Source organism: Bordetella hinzii LMG 13501 (genome assembly GCF_001548475.1).
GTDB classification, from domain to species: domain Bacteria; phylum Pseudomonadota; class Gammaproteobacteria; order Burkholderiales; family Burkholderiaceae_B; genus Bordetella; species Bordetella hinzii.
The window spans coordinates 266,394-281,936 of the sequence record NZ_LRUJ01000001.1; the positions used below are offsets into that span (position 1 = coordinate 266,394).

General features: G+C 67.6%; 14 protein-coding genes. 5 read left to right on the plus strand and 9 right to left on the minus strand.

From position 1 onward, the window contains the following. Positions 1 to 16: 16 nt before the first annotated feature. The 8 genes from AXA74_RS01340 to AXA74_RS01375 form a co-directional block, all read right to left on the minus strand. On the minus strand, positions 17 to 724 hold the full coding sequence (locus tag AXA74_RS01340; protein WP_029578066.1) for an ABC transporter ATP-binding protein: 708 nt from the start codon (positions 722 to 724) through the stop codon (positions 17 to 19). Between the two features lie 4 nt (positions 725 to 728). Next, positions 729 to 1,451 (minus strand): ABC transporter ATP-binding protein, encoded by a 723-nt coding sequence (locus AXA74_RS01345; RefSeq protein WP_032963486.1) that lies wholly within the window; start codon positions 1,449 to 1,451, stop codon positions 729 to 731. Beyond that, a complete protein-coding gene (locus tag AXA74_RS01350) occupies positions 1,438 to 2,427 on the minus strand; it encodes a branched-chain amino acid ABC transporter permease (RefSeq protein ID WP_029578064.1) in 990 nt (329 codons plus the stop codon). The genes AXA74_RS01345 and AXA74_RS01350 overlap by 14 nt, the downstream gene beginning before the upstream one ends. 1 nt (position 2,428) lies before the next feature. Continuing rightward, complete coding sequence (locus AXA74_RS01355) at positions 2,429 to 3,280, minus strand: branched-chain amino acid ABC transporter permease (protein WP_029578063.1); 852 nt, start codon at positions 3,278 to 3,280, stop codon at positions 2,429 to 2,431. Positions 3,281 to 3,331: 51 nt separating this feature from the next. After that, positions 3,332 to 4,585, minus strand: a complete 1,254-nt coding sequence (locus tag AXA74_RS01360) for an ABC transporter substrate-binding protein (protein ID WP_029578062.1) — start codon at positions 4,583 to 4,585, stop codon at positions 3,332 to 3,334. 179 nt (positions 4,586 to 4,764) lie between these two features. Next, positions 4,765 to 5,553 (minus strand): putative hydro-lyase, encoded by a 789-nt coding sequence (locus tag AXA74_RS01365; protein WP_032958376.1) that lies wholly within the window; start codon positions 5,551 to 5,553, stop codon positions 4,765 to 4,767. A gap of 139 nt (positions 5,554 to 5,692) precedes the next feature. Then, a complete protein-coding gene (locus tag AXA74_RS01370; protein WP_032963484.1) occupies positions 5,693 to 6,610 on the minus strand; it encodes a LysR family transcriptional regulator in 918 nt (305 codons plus the stop codon). Positions 6,611 to 6,662: 52 nt separating this feature from the next. Further along, positions 6,663 to 7,460: an IclR family transcriptional regulator gene (locus AXA74_RS01375; RefSeq protein WP_029578059.1), complete on the minus strand. Its 798-nt coding sequence runs from the start codon at positions 7,458 to 7,460 to the stop codon at positions 6,663 to 6,665. Positions 7,461 to 7,660: 200 nt separating this feature from the next. Between AXA74_RS01375 and AXA74_RS01380 the strand changes: the two genes are divergently transcribed. The 4 genes from AXA74_RS01380 to AXA74_RS01395 all read left to right on the plus strand — a co-directional run bounded on the left by AXA74_RS01380 (position 7,661) and on the right by AXA74_RS01395 (position 11,776). Further along, positions 7,661 to 8,659, plus strand: a complete 999-nt coding sequence (locus tag AXA74_RS01380) for a 2-dehydro-3-deoxygalactonokinase (RefSeq protein ID WP_029578058.1) — start codon at positions 7,661 to 7,663, stop codon at positions 8,657 to 8,659. Then, on the plus strand, positions 8,656 to 9,303 hold the full coding sequence (locus AXA74_RS01385; protein ID WP_032979501.1) for a 2-dehydro-3-deoxy-6-phosphogalactonate aldolase: 648 nt from the start codon (positions 8,656 to 8,658) through the stop codon (positions 9,301 to 9,303). The genes AXA74_RS01380 and AXA74_RS01385 overlap by 4 nt, the downstream gene beginning before the upstream one ends. Beyond that, positions 9,300 to 10,448, plus strand: coding sequence for a galactonate dehydratase (dgoD, locus tag AXA74_RS01390; protein WP_029578056.1), 1,149 nt, complete (start codon positions 9,300 to 9,302; stop codon positions 10,446 to 10,448). The genes AXA74_RS01385 and dgoD overlap by 4 nt, the downstream gene beginning before the upstream one ends. A gap of 83 nt (positions 10,449 to 10,531) precedes the next feature. Then, positions 10,532 to 11,776: an MFS transporter gene (locus tag AXA74_RS01395; protein WP_223850584.1), complete on the plus strand. Its 1,245-nt coding sequence runs from the start codon at positions 10,532 to 10,534 to the stop codon at positions 11,774 to 11,776. A 267-nt stretch (positions 11,777 to 12,043) separates the two neighbouring features. On the opposite strand, the gene htpG is transcribed toward AXA74_RS01395, so the two are convergent. Next, a complete protein-coding gene (gene htpG / locus AXA74_RS01400; protein ID WP_032959715.1) occupies positions 12,044 to 13,936 on the minus strand; it encodes a molecular chaperone HtpG in 1,893 nt (630 codons plus the stop codon). Between the two features lie 192 nt (positions 13,937 to 14,128). Here htpG and AXA74_RS01405 point away from each other — a divergent pair, with 192 nt between their 5' ends. After that, positions 14,129 to 15,520 carry a uracil-xanthine permease family protein gene (locus AXA74_RS01405; RefSeq protein ID WP_032979502.1) on the plus strand — a complete coding sequence of 464 codons (1,392 nt, stop codon included), beginning with the start codon at positions 14,129 to 14,131 and terminating at the stop codon, positions 15,518 to 15,520. Positions 15,521 to 15,543 lie beyond the last annotated feature (23 nt).

Here is a 15,543-nt window from a genome sequence, read left to right on the forward strand (position 1 = left end):
CGGCCAGGGCCCGGCGCTACATCCCCAGATAGGCCTGGCGGACCTCGTCGGAAGCGGCCAGCTCGGCCGCCCCGCCCTCCAGGGCCACACGCCCGCTTTGCATCACATAGGCCCGGCTCGCGACCTCCAGGGCCTGGTTCATGTTCTGCTCGACCAGCAGCACCGACAGGCCGTCATCGCGGTTGAGCGCGGCCAGCGCATCGAAGACCTGTTCCACCAGCAGGGGCGACAGGCCCAGGCTGGGCTCGTCGATCAGCAACAGGCGCGGCCCGCTCATGAGCGCCCGGCCGATGGCCAGCATCTGGCGCTCGCCGCCCGACATGGTGCCGGCCAGCTGCGTCTCGCGCTCCTTCAGGCGCGGAAACAAGCGATAGACCCGCTCCAGCCGCTCGGCGAACACCGCCTCGTCGCGCACGGTGTAGGCGCCCAGGCGCAGGTTCTGGGCCACCGACTGGCGCGCGAACACCCGCGCGCCCTCCGGGATCAGGGCGATGCCCTGCGACACCAGGTGCTGGGGCGGCGTGCCGGTGATGTCGCGCCCTTCGAAGCGCACGCGGCCGGTCTTGGGCCGCACCGCGCCCACGATGGCCATCAGCGTGCTGGACTTGCCCGCCCCGTTGGCGCCCAACAGCGCCGTGATCTCGCCGGCCCTCACCTGCAGGGACAGCTCGCGCACCGCCTGCACGCCGCCATAGGCCACGCTCAGGTTCTCCACTTCCAGCATCATGTCAGGCACGGTGCTTTCTCCCCAGATAGGCTTCGATCACGGCGGGATGGCGCACGATGTCCTGCGGCGGCCCCTCGGCGATCGTCTGGCCGAAATTCAGCACCAGCACGCGCTGCGCCAGGCGCATCACGACTTCCAGCACATGCTCGACGATGATGAGCGTGACCCCGGCGGCATGGATGCCGCGCAGGATCTCCGCCAAGGCGATGGCTTCGGCCGGGTTCAGGCCGCCGGCCACCTCGTCGAGCAGCAGCATGCGCGGTTCGGTCGCCAGCGCGCGGGCCAGCTCGACGCGCTTCTGGCCGGCGACATTCAGGCCCGCGGCCTTGACGTCATGCCGATCGGCCAGGCCCACCAGCTCCAGCACGCGCAGGGCCTCGCGGCGCGCGTCGGCCAGGCGGGGATGGCGCAGCAGCGCCCCCACCATGGCGTTCTCCAGCACCGTCATCTGGCCGAAGCTGCGCGGGATCTGGTAGGTGCGCACCAGGCCCAGCGCGGCGACCTGCTCGGGCCGCTTGCCGGCCAGGGACTCGCCCTTGAAGCGCACCGTGCCCGAGGTCGGCTCGTGGTGTCCCACCAGGCCGTTGAACAGCGTGCTCTTGCCCGCGCCGTTGGGCCCGATGATGGCGACGATCTCGCCTTCCTCGACCGACAGCGAAATATCCTTGTTGGCGACCAAGCCGCCGAAGCGCTTGGTCAGGTCCTTGACTTCAAGCAGTGCCACGACGCCTCCTCAGGGTCACCAGGCCACCCGGCAGAAAGAGTGTGACCAGCAGAATCGCCAGGCCGAAGATCAGCAGATCCAGCCCCAGCCCTGAACTGCCCCAGGCCACCCGCGTGCCCTCCGACAAGGGCAGCAGCACGGCCGCGCCCAACCAGGGCCCGACCAGCGTGCCCACCCCGCCCAGGATGGCGACCAGCACCACCTGCACCGACATGGTCAGGCTGAACATGGACTCGGGATCGATGAAACCCACGTACATGGCGAAAAAACCGCCCCACACGCCCGTCATGCCGGCAGACAGGACGAAGGCCAGCATCTTGTAGCGGTCGGCCGGCACGCCCAGGCTGCGCGCGGCCGCCTCGTCGCCGTTGATGGCGCGCCAGTAAAAGCCCGTGCGCGAATGCACCAGCAGATAGGTGGCGAGAAACGTCAGGAAAGCCAGCGCCAGCGCGATCCAGTAATAAGGCACCTTGGTGCGGAACAGCAGCATCCACGGCGCATCGGCGATCGGCGCCTCCAGGCCGACGGCGCCGCCGGCCCAGTCCCAGTTCACCATGAGCAGCAGGCCGATCTGCAAGAGCGCGATGGTCGCCATGGCGAAATAGTGGCCCGACAGCCGCAGCGTGGGGCCGCCCACCAGCCAGGCCAGCGCCGCGCTGATCAGCCCGCCCAGCGGGATGCCCAGCAGCGGCGTGAGCTTGAGATGCTGCAACAGCAAGAGCGTCGTATAGCCGCCCACGCCGATGAACACGCCGTGCCCGAAGGAGATGCGGCCCAGAAAGCCGCCCACCAGGTTCCAGCAGGCGCCCAGCGCCCCGAACATGATGGCCAGCAGCAGCACCTGCAAGGTGAAGGCGTCGCGCACGGCCAGGGGCACCAGGGCCAGCAGCGCGGCCGCCAGCAGCGCCACCGCGATCGGCCATTTGGGCAGGCCGGGGTGGCCGGCCGCCGGGATTTGTTTATCTGTCATCTGCATCTCACCACCGCCCGAACAGCCCGCGCGGGCGATACCACAACACCAGGATGAAGAGGATGAACACGCTCACGGTCTTGAGCGCCGGGGCCACGAAATAGCCCGTCATCGCCTCGATGATTCCGATCAGGATGCCGGCGATGAAAGCGCCCGGCAGCGAACCGAAGCCGCCCATGCAGACCGCGACGAAGGCCAGGAGGCCGAACACCGTGCCTACCGAGGGAAACACATAGAAGAAGGTCGTCAGCAAGGCGCCGGCCAGGCCCACCGCCGCGCTGCCCAGCATCCAGACCTGGGCATTGACGCGGTCCGGCGAAATCCCCACCAGCGCGGCTACCTGGCGGTCCTCGGCCACCGCCTGCAGGGCATGGCCCCAGCGCGTGCGGTACACCAGGAAGAACAGCGCCACCACCAGGGCCAGGGCCACCAGCCCGGTCACGACCTGGGGCCGTCCCAGCGAGATGCCGGCCAGCGACACACTGCCGGACACCAGGGTGTCGGGCAGGCTGCGGTAGTCGGGCGAGAAAGCGATGAAGGCGAGCTGGCGCAGCACCAGGCCCAGGCCGAAGGTCGCCAGGATGACGGCCATGGCCGGGCCCTTCTGCAGGCGCTTGATGATGAGGGCGTAGGTCAGGAAACCCACGAAGCCCAGCAGAATGGCGACCAAGGGCGCCGACAGGGTCGGATCCAGGTGGCCCAGCGTAAACATCCAATAGGCCGCATACATGCCCAGCATCAGGAACTCGCCATGGGCGAAGTTGATGACGTCGGTGATGCCCCAGATCAAGGCCAGGCCCACGGCCACGGCGGCGTAGATCAGCCCGTTGAACAGGCCCGCCGAAAGCGCTTCAAACATATCGAACTCCCCGAGGCGGCCCCGCGCGGCCGCCTCCGTCACGCAACAGGTTTATTTCCAGCTGAACGGCAGCGTGGGCAGGCTCTTGTCGCTGCGATACTTCTCGGGCCACACGGTCTGGTAGCTGTTGCCCTTGAGTTCGAGGATGAGGCCGGCGCCCTTGGTGTTCTGGCCCTTCTCGTCGAACTTCACGCCGGCCCAGGGCATGGCCACCTGGGCCTCGGCCAGGTCGGTGGCCACCAGGGCCTTGCGGATGGCCTCGGGATCGGTGGAACCCGCCCGGTTGATGGCATCGGCCAGCACCAGCACGCCTTGCATGGAACGCGCGTTGTTGCCGTTCAGGTCCTTGCCGGTCTTGGCCTTGTACATATCGTTGATCTTCTTCAGGCCCGCCTTGGCCGCCGCCACGTCGTTGCCCCAGACATCGCGCGACAGCACGCCCTGCACCTGCGGCCCGACTTCCTGCACGAAGCGCGAATCAATGAAGCCCGCGTCATTGGCCAGGAACACCGGCGGGGCATACTTGCTCTCGCGCATGGTGCGCACGAACAGCATGGCGTCGGAGGTATAGCTGGCGAAGATGGCCACATCCGGCTTGGCCGCGGCCAGCTTCTGCACCTCGGCCGTGACCGATGCCGAACCGGCGCTATAGGCGATATTGGCCACCAGCTGGCGCTTGTACTGCTTGGCGAATTTCTCCACCGCCTTGTACGTGTTCACGCCGAAGTCCGTGTTCTCGTACACCACGGCGATCTTGGCCGTGGGCACGGCCTTGATGCCATCGAGAAACTGCATCATGTTCTCGACGAAGGTGTCGTCATTGGGCGACGTGCGGAAAAACCATTTGTAGCCGCGCTCGGTGAGGTCCGGGCTGCTGGATTCGCCGTTGACGTAAGGGATGCCGCGCTGCTCGGCGATGCGGCTGGCCGTCTTGGTCACCGCCGACTGGTAGGCGCCGGTCAGGGCCACCACTTTTTCCTGGTCCAGCAGGCGCTGCGCGTCGGCCAGGCCCACTTCGGGCTTGCCCTGGGAGTCGCCGAACACCACCTCGATCTTGGCCCCGCCCAGCGCGGGCAGGCCGCTGCCGGCGGCCAGCGGGATGCCCTCCAGCTCCGGATGCGGATTGTTGACGATATCCACCGCCAGCTCGATGGCCGCCTTGATCTCGGCGCCCGTGGAGGCCAGCGCGCCGCTCAGCGGATAGATGGCGCCGATGCGCACCGTCTTGTCCTGGGCCTGGGCCCCGAAGGCGGCGCAGGCCAGCGCCAGAATCGCGGCTGCGCCCGCGTAGCGTTTCATCTTCATCACTCGACTCCTGAAAAATACTTCTGTGTAGAAAGCAGATCGGGAGCGCCGCGCCGCCAACCGGCGCGGCACTTCGCCGCGGCCGTGCCGCGGCATGAAGCCTTGTCGCCTCTCGTCCTCTGGAGGACTCTTGGTTTATGAAAAGCGGATGAAACAGACGGCCCTTGGGCCTTCAGCACTCAAAGAATGGCCACGCGGCTGTTCAGCCAATCGGTGACCAGCATGTGGCCCGGCGCGTGCGTGATGCAGAACTCCGGCCGGACGGCGGCCACCACGGATTGCGGTGTCACGCCACAAGCCCAGAAGACCGGGATTTCCCCTTCGCGGATTTCGACCGCATCACCATAGTCGGGCCGATTGATATCGGCAATACCGATAAGCGAGGGGTCGCCCAGATGCACCGGCGCGCCATGCACGGACGGAAAGCGCGAGGTCACCTGGATGGCGCGGATGGCGTCGGCGGCCTTCAAGGGGCGCATGGAAACCACCAGCGGGCCGCCGAACGGACCGGCCCGTTCGGTCGGCACATTGGTGCGGTACATGGGCACGTTGCAGCCCTGCTCGATATGGCGCACCGGCAGGCCGTTGTCCAGCATGGCCTCCTCGAACGAGAAGGAGCAGCCGATCAGGAAAGACACCAGGTCGTCGCGCCAATAGGCGTGCACATCGGTGGGCTCGGCCACCAGTTCGCCGTGCTTCCAGACGCGGTAGCGCGGCAGGTCGCTGCGGATGTCGATGTCCTCGCCCAGGAGCGGCAGGCTGGGGTCGCCCGGCTCGGACATCGCGAGCAAAGGGCAGGGCTTGGGATTGAGCTGGCAGAAATGCAGAAAATCGGCGGCCAGCGCGCGCGGCAGGATGGCCAGGTTGGCCTGCACATGGCCCGGCGCGACATTGGCCGTGGGACCGGTATGTTTGCCGTTGCGCGCATCCAGGCGCGCCTGATACGCAGGCTTGGCGGATGAGGCCATGGTTTTTCCCTTGTGATGTCTGTTGTTGGGCGGCATTGCACCTCATGCCGCCGCCAGCGTCCAATCACATGTTGCGATACCGCCCGATCAACTTTTCTTATCAGGGTTAAACCCTTAAGGGAAAACGCCAGGAGAAGGCCTAGCGCGGCGCCGCGCTGGCCCGCCGCTGGCTGTCGGCATGCGCGATCTCCTGCGCCATGCGCGCCACCACCTCCGGCACATGGCTGTCCGGCCCGCGCATCCAGCTCGCGGTGTAATGCAGCGGCGGCAGGTCCGGCGCCTTGACCTGCAGGATGCGCAGCTCTCCCTGGTTGAGCTCTTCGCGCAGGAAGATGGGCGCGATCACGGCGGTGCCGATGCCGTCCATGGCCATGCGCACGATCACGCTGAGCGCCGAGCTGCCATACATGCGCGGCGCCTTCACGCCCGCCTCCTGCAAGGCGTGGCGCACGGCGCGGTGCGGCTCCGTGGTGGCGCTATAGGTGATGATGGGCCACTGCGCCAGGTGCTTGAGCGCCACCGGCTGGCGGCCGACCTTGAGCTTGGGGCTGGCCAGCCATGACAAGGGGTAATCGCAGAGAAACAGATTCTCGGCGCGCTCATCCCTGAGCGGGCCGAGCAGAAACGCCAGGTCGATCTGGTGCGAGGCGAGCTGGGCTTCCAGCGCGGTGGTGGTATCGACCTGGATCTCCACCATGAGCGCCGGATAGGCATCATGCAGCCGCTCCATGAAGCGCGGCAGCCAGGTATGCACCAGGGTTTCCGACACCCCCAGGCGCAGCGTGCCGCTCATCACATTCTTGGCCACGGCCGCGGCCTGCATGTCGTGGCGCAGCTGCAGCATGCGCTCGGCATGCGAAAGCAGCTCCTGTCCCTTGGCCGTGAGCCGGATGCCGCGCGTATCGCGCTCGAACAGGCGCACCTTGAGGTCGGCCTCGAGGCTGGCGATGCGCTGCGAGATCGCCGGCTGGGTGGCGTTGAGTTTCTCGGCCGCCGCGCGGAAACCGCCCAGCGTGGCGACCCAGAAGAAGGTCTCGATATTGCGCAGGTCGATCATCGCGGCGGAAACGAAGTCCAGGAACCCGCATTCTAGAGCCTCGCGCGCCGGCTCAGGCGCGCGCCACCTGCCAGCCCAGCTCGGCGGAAATGCCAGCCGCCGCGCCCTGCACCACGGCGACCATCTCGTGCATGCGCTCCATCGGCATATAGGGCACGGTGCTGGAGACGCTGATGGCCGCCACGATGGCGCCGCCCGCGTCGCGCACCGGCGCGGCCACGCAGCGGATGGAGGGCTCGTTGTCCTCCAGGTCGAAGGCATAGCCCTTGGCGGCGTACTCGCGCATGCGCGCCAGGAAAGCCTGCGCCGTCTGCTTGCCGCCAGGCGCATGCGAGGCCACCGGCGCGCCGATACGGAACAGCGCCTGCCATTGCGCCGCGTCGGCATCGAGCAGCAAGGCCTTGCCCACGCCCGTGGCCGTCAGGGGCATGCGGTGGCCCACGCGCGAACGCATCTCCAGGCCTTTCTTGCCGGGGATTTTCTCCAGGTAGAGCACCTCATCCTTGTCGCGCACGGCCAGATGGATGGTGTCGCCCGTCTGCTCGGCCAGGCGCGCCAGGAAAGGCCGCGCCAGGGTCGCCAGCGGAAAGGCTTCGCGCGCCTGGAAACCCAGTTCGATCAGCCGCGGGCCCAGCACATAGCCCACGCCCGGCATGGTGCGCAGATAGCGCTCCTGCACCAGGCAGGCGGCCAGGCGGTGCGTGGTGCTACGCGCCACCCCGATGCGCGCGCATATGTCCTTGAGGTCGCGCGCGCCGTCGGCCACGGCCTGGATGACGGCCAGGCCGCGCACCAGGGTCTGCGTGCCGGCGGGTGCGGCGCTGTCCTGAGAAGAAACAACAAGCGTCATGGCGAAAACAAGAAAAAAAGCCCGGAAGCGCTCAAGCATAGCGCCTGGCGGCGCCGTTAAATCCCTATATGTGGGATTTGATTCTATATTTTGAGATTTTTCAAGCGCTGCTCTAGAATTTTCCGCAAGGCGCCCTCCGCGCCCGACAACAAGGCCAGACGCCGCCCGCCGGCCCGGCCCGAACGAGACAGCAAGACCTCATGACATCAGCAACACCCAAGCAGGCGGCCCTGGTCGCGCTGGACTGGGGCACCTCTTCCCTGCGCGCCTATCGCCTGGACGCGGCCGGCCACACCCTGGATGCACGCCATCTGCCCTGGGGCATCATGCGCCTGCCGCAACCCCTGCAGGACGGCGCGGCCACGCCCCATTCCCTCGGCGGCTTCGAGCTGGCCTTCGAACAGGCCTGCGGCGACTGGCTGCGCGCCGAGCCGGCGCTGCCGGTGATCGCCTGCGGCATGGTCGGCAGCGCCCAGGGCTGGCAAGAAGCGCCCTATCTGGACGTGCCCGTGGACCTGGACCGCATCGCCGCCCGGCTCACGCGCGTCGAACGCGCCGGCGCGCCGCTGCATATCGTGCCCGGCCTCATCCAGCGCCAGGGCCTACCCAATGTGATGCGCGGCGAAGAAACCCAGGTCGTCGGCGTGATGGCCGGGCGGCAGGACGAACGCCTGCTGATCGGCCTGCCCGGCACGCACTCCAAATGGGTGCATGCCGAGGGCCGGCACGTCAGCCGCTTCGACACCTTCATGACCGGCGAGGTCTATGCCGCGCTGCGCGCCCACACCATCCTGGGCCGCACCATGAGCGACGCGCCGGCCGCCGATATGCAGGCCTACGCGCGCGGCCTGGCCGTGGCGGGCGAGACCGCCGGCCAGGCCGGCGTGCTGTCGACCATCTTCAGCAGCCGCACCCTGGGCCTGACCGGCGAATTGCCGCCGGCCTCCCAGGCCGACTATCTCTCGGGCCTTTTGATCGGCCACGAAATCGCCGCGCTGGCCGGCCTGCTGCGCGGGCAGGCCCCGCGCATCGTGCTGTGCGGCGAAGCCGCGCTATGCGAACGCTACGCACAAGCGCTGCGCCACTACGGCCTGGGCGCGCCCGCGCTGGCGCAACACGCCACCGAACGCGGCCTGTGGCACCTGGCCGCGCGCGCCGGTCTCGTCACCCCTTCCGCCCATCCCGAGGAAACGCCATGAACCATCCCGGTCTACAGACAGCCATGGCCCATTGCGGCCTGATCGCCATCCTGCGCGGCATCACGCCCGCCGAGGCCGCCGCCGTCGGGCTCGAACTCTATGCCGCGGGCTTCCGGCTGATCGAAGTGCCCCTGAACTCGCCCGAACCGCTGGCCAGCCTCCGCGTGCTGCGCGACGCCCTGCCCGCCGACTGCCTGGTCGGCGCGGGCACCGTGCTGGATCCGCAAGACGTGGCGCGCATTCAGCAGGCCGGCGGCGAACTCATCGTCATGCCGCATGGCGACCCCGCGCTCATCCGCGCCGCCAAGGCCGCCGGCCTGGCCTGCTGCCCCGGCGTGGCCACGCCCACCGAAGCCTACGCCGCCCTGGCCGCCGGCGCCGACGTGCTGAAGATGTTCCCGGCCGAACAACTGGGCCCGGCCGTGCTCAAGGCCTGGCGGGCCGTGCTGCGGCCGCCCCTGGCCCTGGTGCCCGTGGGCGGCATCACCCCCGACAACCTTTCCGCCTATGTTCAGGCCGGCGCCACCGGCTTCGGCCTGGGCTCGGCCCTCTACAAACCCGGCCAATCGGCCGCCGATACCGGCAAGCGCGCCGCCGCCTTCATCGCGGCCTGGCGGCGCGCCGTCCAGGAGACGCAAGCATGAAAATCACCAAGCTCACCACCTACATCGTGCCGCCCCGGTGGTGCTTCCTGAAGATCGAGACTGATGAAGGCATCGTCGGCTGGGGCGAGCCCGTGGTCGAAGGCCGCGCGCACTCGGTGGCCGCCGCGGTCGAAGAGCTCTCCGACTACCTCATCGGCAAGGATCCCCGCAACATCGAAGACCACTGGACCGTGCTCTACCGCGGCGGCTTCTATCGCGGCGGGGCCATCCACATGAGCGCGCTGGCCGGCATCGATCAAGCGCTGTGGGATATCAAGGGCAAGCACCTGGGCGTGCCGGTCTCGCAGCTGCTGGGCGGCAATGTGCGCGACCGCATCCGCGTCTACTCCTGGATCGGCGGCGACCGGCCGGCCGACACGGCGGCGGCGGCCAAGAGCGCGGTCGAACGCGGCTTCACCGCCGTGAAAATGAACGGCACCGAAGAGCTGCAATACATCGACTCGCACGACAAGGTCGAGAAATGCCTGGAGAACGTCGCCGCGGTGCGCGACGCCGTCGGCCCCAACGTCGGCATCGGCGTGGACTTCCATGGCCGCGTGCACAAGCCCATGGCCAAGGTGCTCATCAAGGAACTCGAGCCCTACAAGCTGATGTTCATCGAAGAGCCCGTGCTCAGCGAACACTACGAAGCGCTCAAAGAACTGGCCCCGCTGTCGTCCACGCCCATCGCCCTGGGCGAGCGCCTGTTCTCGCGCTGGGACTTCAAGCGCATCCTGGCCGACGGCTACGTGGACATCATCCAGCCCGACCCCTCGCATGCCGGCGGCATCACCGAGACGCGCAAGATCGCGGCCATGGCCGAAGCCTATGACGTGGCGCTCGCCCTGCACTGCCCGCTGGGCCCGATCGCGCTGGCGACCTGCCTGCAGATCGACGCCGGCTGCTACAACGCCTTCATCCAGGAGCAGAGCCTGGGCATCCATTACAACGCCGCCAACGACCTGCTGGACTATGTCAGCAACCGCGAGGTGTTCGCCTACCGCGACGGCATGGTGGCCATCCCGCAGGGCCCGGGCCTGGGCATCGACGTCAACGAAGACTACGTCAAGGAACGCGCGGCGGTCGGCCACCGCTGGCGCAACCCCATCTGGCGCCATGCCGACGGCAGCTTCGCCGAGTGGTAAATCCTAAAAACATCGAGGAGACAGCCTTGCCCGCCACCCCCCACGCCGGCCTGACGCCACCGACGCGCAGCCGCTACCTCATCATGGTGATGCTGTTCATCACCGTCGTCATCAACTACCTGGACCGCAGCAACCTGTCCATCGCCGCCCCCGCCCTGAAGGACGAGTTCGGCCTGGACACGGTGCACGAAGGCCTGATCCTCTCGGCCTTCGGCTGGACCTACGCGGCCATGCAGATCCCCGGCGGCTGGCTGGTCGACCGGGTCGCGCCGCGCGTGCTCTACGCCGCCGCGCTCATCCTCTGGTCGGCCGCCACCTTTTTCATGGGCTTTGCCGGCAGCTTCGTGCTGCTGTTCGTGCTGCGCCTGGCCGTGGGCGCGCTGGAAGCGCCCGCCTATCCGATCAACAACCGCGTAGTCACCACCTGGTTCCCGGAGAAAGAGCGCGCCACCGCCATCGGCTTCTACACCTCCGGCCAGTTCGTCGGCCTGGCCTTCCTCACGCCGGTGCTGGCCTGGCTGCAGCATCACTACGGCTGGCACATGGTGTTCGTGAGCACCGGCCTGCTGGGCATCGTCTGGGGCGTCGTGTGGTTCCTGGTGTATCGCGAGCCGCGCCAGTTCAAAGGCGCCAACGCGGCCGAGATCGACCTCATCCAGCAAGGCGGCGGCGTGGTCGACCTGGAACGCCGCGTGACCGAAAAAAAGACCCCCTTCAGCTGGGGCGACCTGGGCCTGGTCATGTCGCGCCGCAAACTCTGGGGCGTCTACCTGGGCCAGTTCTGCCTGACCTCCACGCTGTGGTTCTTCCTGACCTGGTTCCCGACCTACCTGGTGAAGTACCGCGGCATGGACTTCATCAAATCGGGCTTTCTGGCTTCCGTGCCCTTCCTGGCCGCCTTCATCGGCGTGCTGTGCTCCGGCGTGCTCTCGGATTTCCTGATCCGGCGCGGCGCCACCGTCGGCCTGGCGCGCAAGCTGCCCATCATCCTGGGCCTGCTGATCTCCACCTCCATGATCGGCGCCAACTTCACCGACTCCACGGGCTGGGTGATCTTCTTCCTGGCCCTGGCCTTCTTCGGCAACGGCCTGGCCTCCATCACCTGGTCGCTGGTCTCGGCCCTGGCGCCGGTGCGCCTGCTGGGGCTGACCGGCGGGGTGTTCAACTTCGTGGGCAACCTGTCCTCGATCTGCACCCCCATCGTGATCGGCTTCCTGGTGTCCAAGGACAACTTCGCCCCCGCCATCGTCTACGTCTCGTCGCTGGCGCTCCTGGGCGCGCTCTCCTACATCCTGCTGGTGGGCAAGGTCGAACGCATCGACGCCTGATGCCGGCCGGGGCCGGCCAGCCTTGCCCCGCCGGCAAGGACAGGGCCTGCCCCGGCGTGCGAGCCGGCATCGCACCCGCGCAAATGGCCTTCGCCGCCCTGGCCGCCGCCCTCCTGTGCTATCCGCTGTCCACACTCCTGGTGGGCCGTCGGCCCCTGGCATCGCCCACGGTGGCGCGCAGCCGCTTCCACCCACGCCAGAACCGCGCGCCGGCTTGGGGCGCCAGGGCAAAAAAACGGCCGCGAGGGGCCGTCCGCTTGCCAGGGCTCAGACCTTGAGCAGGAGCGCGTTCAGGCGCTTGACGAAGGCCGCCGGATCGGCGATCTGCGCGCCCTCGGCCAACAGCGCCTGGTCCAGCAGCAGCTGCGCCCAGGCGCCGAAATCGGCCTGCGGCACATCGCGGATGCGGGCGATCAGGGCGTGCTCGGGGTTGATCTCCAACACCGGCTTGACCTCGGGCGCCTCCTGGCCGGCGGCCTTGAGCATGCGCAGCAGATGCGGGCTGAGGTCGTTCTGGCCCACCACCACGCAAGCCGGCGAATCCACCAGGCGCAGCGTCACGCGCACCTCCTTGACCTGCTCGCCCAGCGCGGCCTGCAGACGCTCGACCAGCGGCTTGAAGGACTCGGCCACCTCGGTCTGCTTCTTCTTTTCTTCCTCGTCGGCCAGATCGGCAAGATCCAGGCCGCCCTTGGCCACCGACACCAGCGACTTGCCATCGAACTCGCGCAGATGCGAGAGCATCCACTCGTCCACGCGGTCCCACAACAACAGCACCTCGATGCCCTTCTTGCGGAAAATCTCCAGGTGCGGGCTATTGCTCGCGGCCGAGAAACTATCGGCCGTGACGTAATAGATCTTGTCCTGGCCTTCCTTCAGGCGGCCCAGGTAATCGGCCAGCGACACCGTCTGCGCCGCGTCGCCCGACTGCGTCGAGGCAAAGCGCAGCAGCTTGGCGATGCGCTCCTGGTTGGACGGATCCTCGCCCACGCCCTCCTTCAGCACCTGGCCGAACTCGCCCCAGAAAGCCGCGTAATCGTCCTTGCGGTTCTCGGCCAGGTCCTCCAGCAGCGACAGGACACGCTTGGCCGAACCCTCGCGGATGGCGCGCACATCGCGGCTTTCCTGGAGGATCTCGCGCGACACATTCAGCGGCAGGTCGGCCGAATCGATCACCCCGCGCACAAAACGCAGATAAGCCGGCAGCAACTGCTCGGCATCATCCATGATGAACACACGCTTGACATACAGCTTCACGCCGCGGCGGGCATCGCGGTCCCACAGATCGAACGGCGCGCGGCGAGGCACATACAACAGCTGCGTATACTCGCTGCGGCCCTCGACACGGTTATGCGTCCAGGCCAGCGGATCCTCGAAATCATGCGAGACCGTCTTGTAGAACTCGCGATACTGCTCATCGCTGATATCGCCCTTGCCGCGAGTCCACAGCGCATTGGCCTGGTTGACCGTCTCCCACTCATCGCGGGTGACCTGCTCGCCCTTGTCCGCGTCCCACTCCTCCTTGCGCATCTGGATGGGCAGCGAAATATGATCGGAATAACGGCGCAAAATCTCGCGCAGCTTCCAGCCGCTCAAAAACTCATCCTCGTCGGCGCGCAGATGCAGCACCACATCCGTGCCGCGGCCGGCCTTCTCGGCCGGCGCGATCGAAAACTCGCCCTGGCCGTCCGACTCCCAGCGGATGGCCTCGTCCGAACCGGCGCGGCGGCTCAGCACGCTCACCTTGTCGGCCACGATGAAAGACGAATAAAACCCCACGCCGAACTGCCCGATCAGCTGGGCATCCTTCTGCTTGTCGCCCGTGAGCTGCGAGAAAAACTCGCGCGTGCCGGAACGGGCAATCGTGCCCAGATTGGCGATGGCCTCCTCGCGCGACAGGCCGATGCCATTATCAGAAATCGTGATCGTGCGCGCGGCCTTGTCATAGCTCACACGGATGGCCAGCTCGCCGTCGCCGGCCAACAGATCAGGCTGGTCGATGGCTTCAAAGCGCAGCTTGTCGCAGGCATCCGAGGCATTCGAGACCAGCTCGCGCAAGAAGATCTCCTTGTTGCTGTACAAGGAATGGATCATCAGGTGCAGCAACTGCTTGACCTCGGCCTGGAAGCCCAGGGTTTCGGACGTGGCGTCTTGAGTCATGGTGGTGATGGTTGGCTAGATAAAGGGTTGGAACATCGATGGCGGCGGCCCGCCGGGCCTCCCCGACATGGGGACAGCCCCGGCCGATTTCAAGAGTCTAGCCTCCCCCCTCCCGTCCCCCGGGCGGCCCCAGGGGCCCGAGCCCGGTAAAATCCCGCACTTTGGCCGGCCCAACCACCGCTCTTTCCGACCATGAGCTCCGCTCCCCTCTCCTCCTCCCCGACCGCCCCGGCCGGCCAACAGGCCGCCCCCGACCTCGTCTACGGCCCCGATGACCGCCCCTCCGCGCCGGTCACCTTCATCGCCGCCCTGCAACACCTGCTGGCCATCCTGGTGCCCATCGTCACCCCCGGCCTGCTCATCTGCCAGGCCCTGGGCGTCTCCAGCCGCGACACCACCCTCATCGTCTCCATGTCGCTGGTCATCTCCGGCATCGCCACCTACGTCCAGTGCCGCCGCTTCGGTCCCCTGGGCGCCGGCCTGCTCATCGTCCAGGGCACCAGCTTCAACTTCGTCGGCCCCCTCATCGCCGGCGGCAGCCTCATGGTCAAACAAGGCACCCCCGTCGAAGCCGTCATGGCCGCCATCTTCGGCGTCGTCATCGCCGGCTCCTTCGTCGAAATGGGCATCTCCCGCATCCTGCCCTTCGTCAAACGCCTCATCACCCCCCTGGTCACCGGCATCGTCGTCCTGCTCATCGGCCTGACCCTCATCAAAGTCGGCCTCATCAGCATGGGCGGCGGCTTCGCCGCCATGCAGAACGGCACCTTCGCCAACAGCGAAAACCTCCTGCTCTCCGGCCTCGTCCTGGGCACCATCATCGTGCTCAACCGCATCCCCATCGTCTGGGTGCGCAGCGCCGCCCTCGTCATCGCCCTGGCCATCGGCTACCTCGCCGCCGCCTCCCTCGGCCGCCTCGACCTCACCGGCGCCCGCGAAGCCGCCCTCTTCCAAGTGCCCGTGCCCCTGCACTTCGGCCTATCCTTCTCCTGGCCCCTCTTCGTGCCCATGCTGATCATCTACCTGGTCACCTCGCTCGAAGCCATCGGCGACATCACCGCCACCAGCCAAGTCTCGCGCCAGCCCGTCCAGGGCCCCGTCTGGATGCAGCGCATCAAAGGCGGCGTGCTCGTCAACGGCGCCAACTCCCTGCTGGCCGGCGTCTTCAACACCTTCCCCAGCTCCGTCTTCGCCCAGAACAACGGCGTCATCCAACTCACCGGCATCGCCAGCCGCCGCGTCGGTATCTGGATCGCCGCCATGCTCATCCTCCTCGGCCTCTTCCCCGCCGTCGCCGGCATCCTCCAAGCCGTCCCCGAACCCGTCCTGGGCGGCGCCGCCATGGTCATGTTCGGCGCCGTCGCCGCCTCCGGCATCAACATCCTGGCCGGCATCCGCCTGGACCGCCGCGCCCTGCTCATCATCGCCGTCTCCCTCGCCCTCGGCCTGGGCGTCTCCCAAGTGCCCGAATTCCTCGCCCACATGCCCCACGCCCTCAAAAGCGTCCTCGAATCCGGCGTCGCCACCGGCGGCATCTGCGCCCTCGTCATGAACTGGTTCCTCCCCGAACCACGTCGGGACTGACACCCCCGGGGCCAAGGCCCCGG

Bases quoted from the DNA above. Each gene is read 5' to 3' on its own strand.
- AXA74_RS01340 (WP_029578066.1), bottom strand. From the start codon at position 724: ATGCTGGAAGTGGAGAACCTGAGCGTGGCCTATGGCGGCGTGCAGGCG.
- AXA74_RS01350 (WP_029578064.1), bottom strand. From the start codon at position 2,427: ATGCAGATGACAGATAAACAAATCCCGGCGGCCGGCCACCCCGGCCTG.
- AXA74_RS01355 (WP_029578063.1), bottom strand. From the start codon at position 3,280: ATGTTTGAAGCGCTTTCGGCGGGCCTGTTCAACGGGCTGATCTACGCC.
- AXA74_RS01360 (WP_029578062.1), bottom strand. From the start codon at position 4,585: ATGAAGATGAAACGCTACGCGGGCGCAGCCGCGATTCTGGCGCTGGCC.
- AXA74_RS01365 (WP_032958376.1), bottom strand. From the start codon at position 5,553: ATGGCCTCATCCGCCAAGCCTGCGTATCAGGCGCGCCTGGATGCGCGC.
- AXA74_RS01370 (WP_032963484.1), bottom strand. From the start codon at position 6,610: ATGATCGACCTGCGCAATATCGAGACCTTCTTCTGGGTCGCCACGCTG.
- AXA74_RS01375 (WP_029578059.1), bottom strand. From the start codon at position 7,460: ATGACGCTTGTTGTTTCTTCTCAGGACAGCGCCGCACCCGCCGGCACG.
- AXA74_RS01380 (WP_029578058.1), top strand. From the start codon at position 7,661: ATGACATCAGCAACACCCAAGCAGGCGGCCCTGGTCGCGCTGGACTGG.
- AXA74_RS01385 (WP_032979501.1), top strand. From the start codon at position 8,656: ATGAACCATCCCGGTCTACAGACAGCCATGGCCCATTGCGGCCTGATC.
- dgoD (WP_029578056.1), top strand. From the start codon at position 9,300: ATGAAAATCACCAAGCTCACCACCTACATCGTGCCGCCCCGGTGGTGC.
- AXA74_RS01395 (WP_223850584.1), top strand. From the start codon at position 10,532: ATGGTGATGCTGTTCATCACCGTCGTCATCAACTACCTGGACCGCAGC.
- htpG (WP_032959715.1), bottom strand. From the start codon at position 13,936: ATGACTCAAGACGCCACGTCCGAAACCCTGGGCTTCCAGGCCGAGGTC.
- AXA74_RS01405 (WP_032979502.1), top strand. From the start codon at position 14,129: ATGAGCTCCGCTCCCCTCTCCTCCTCCCCGACCGCCCCGGCCGGCCAA.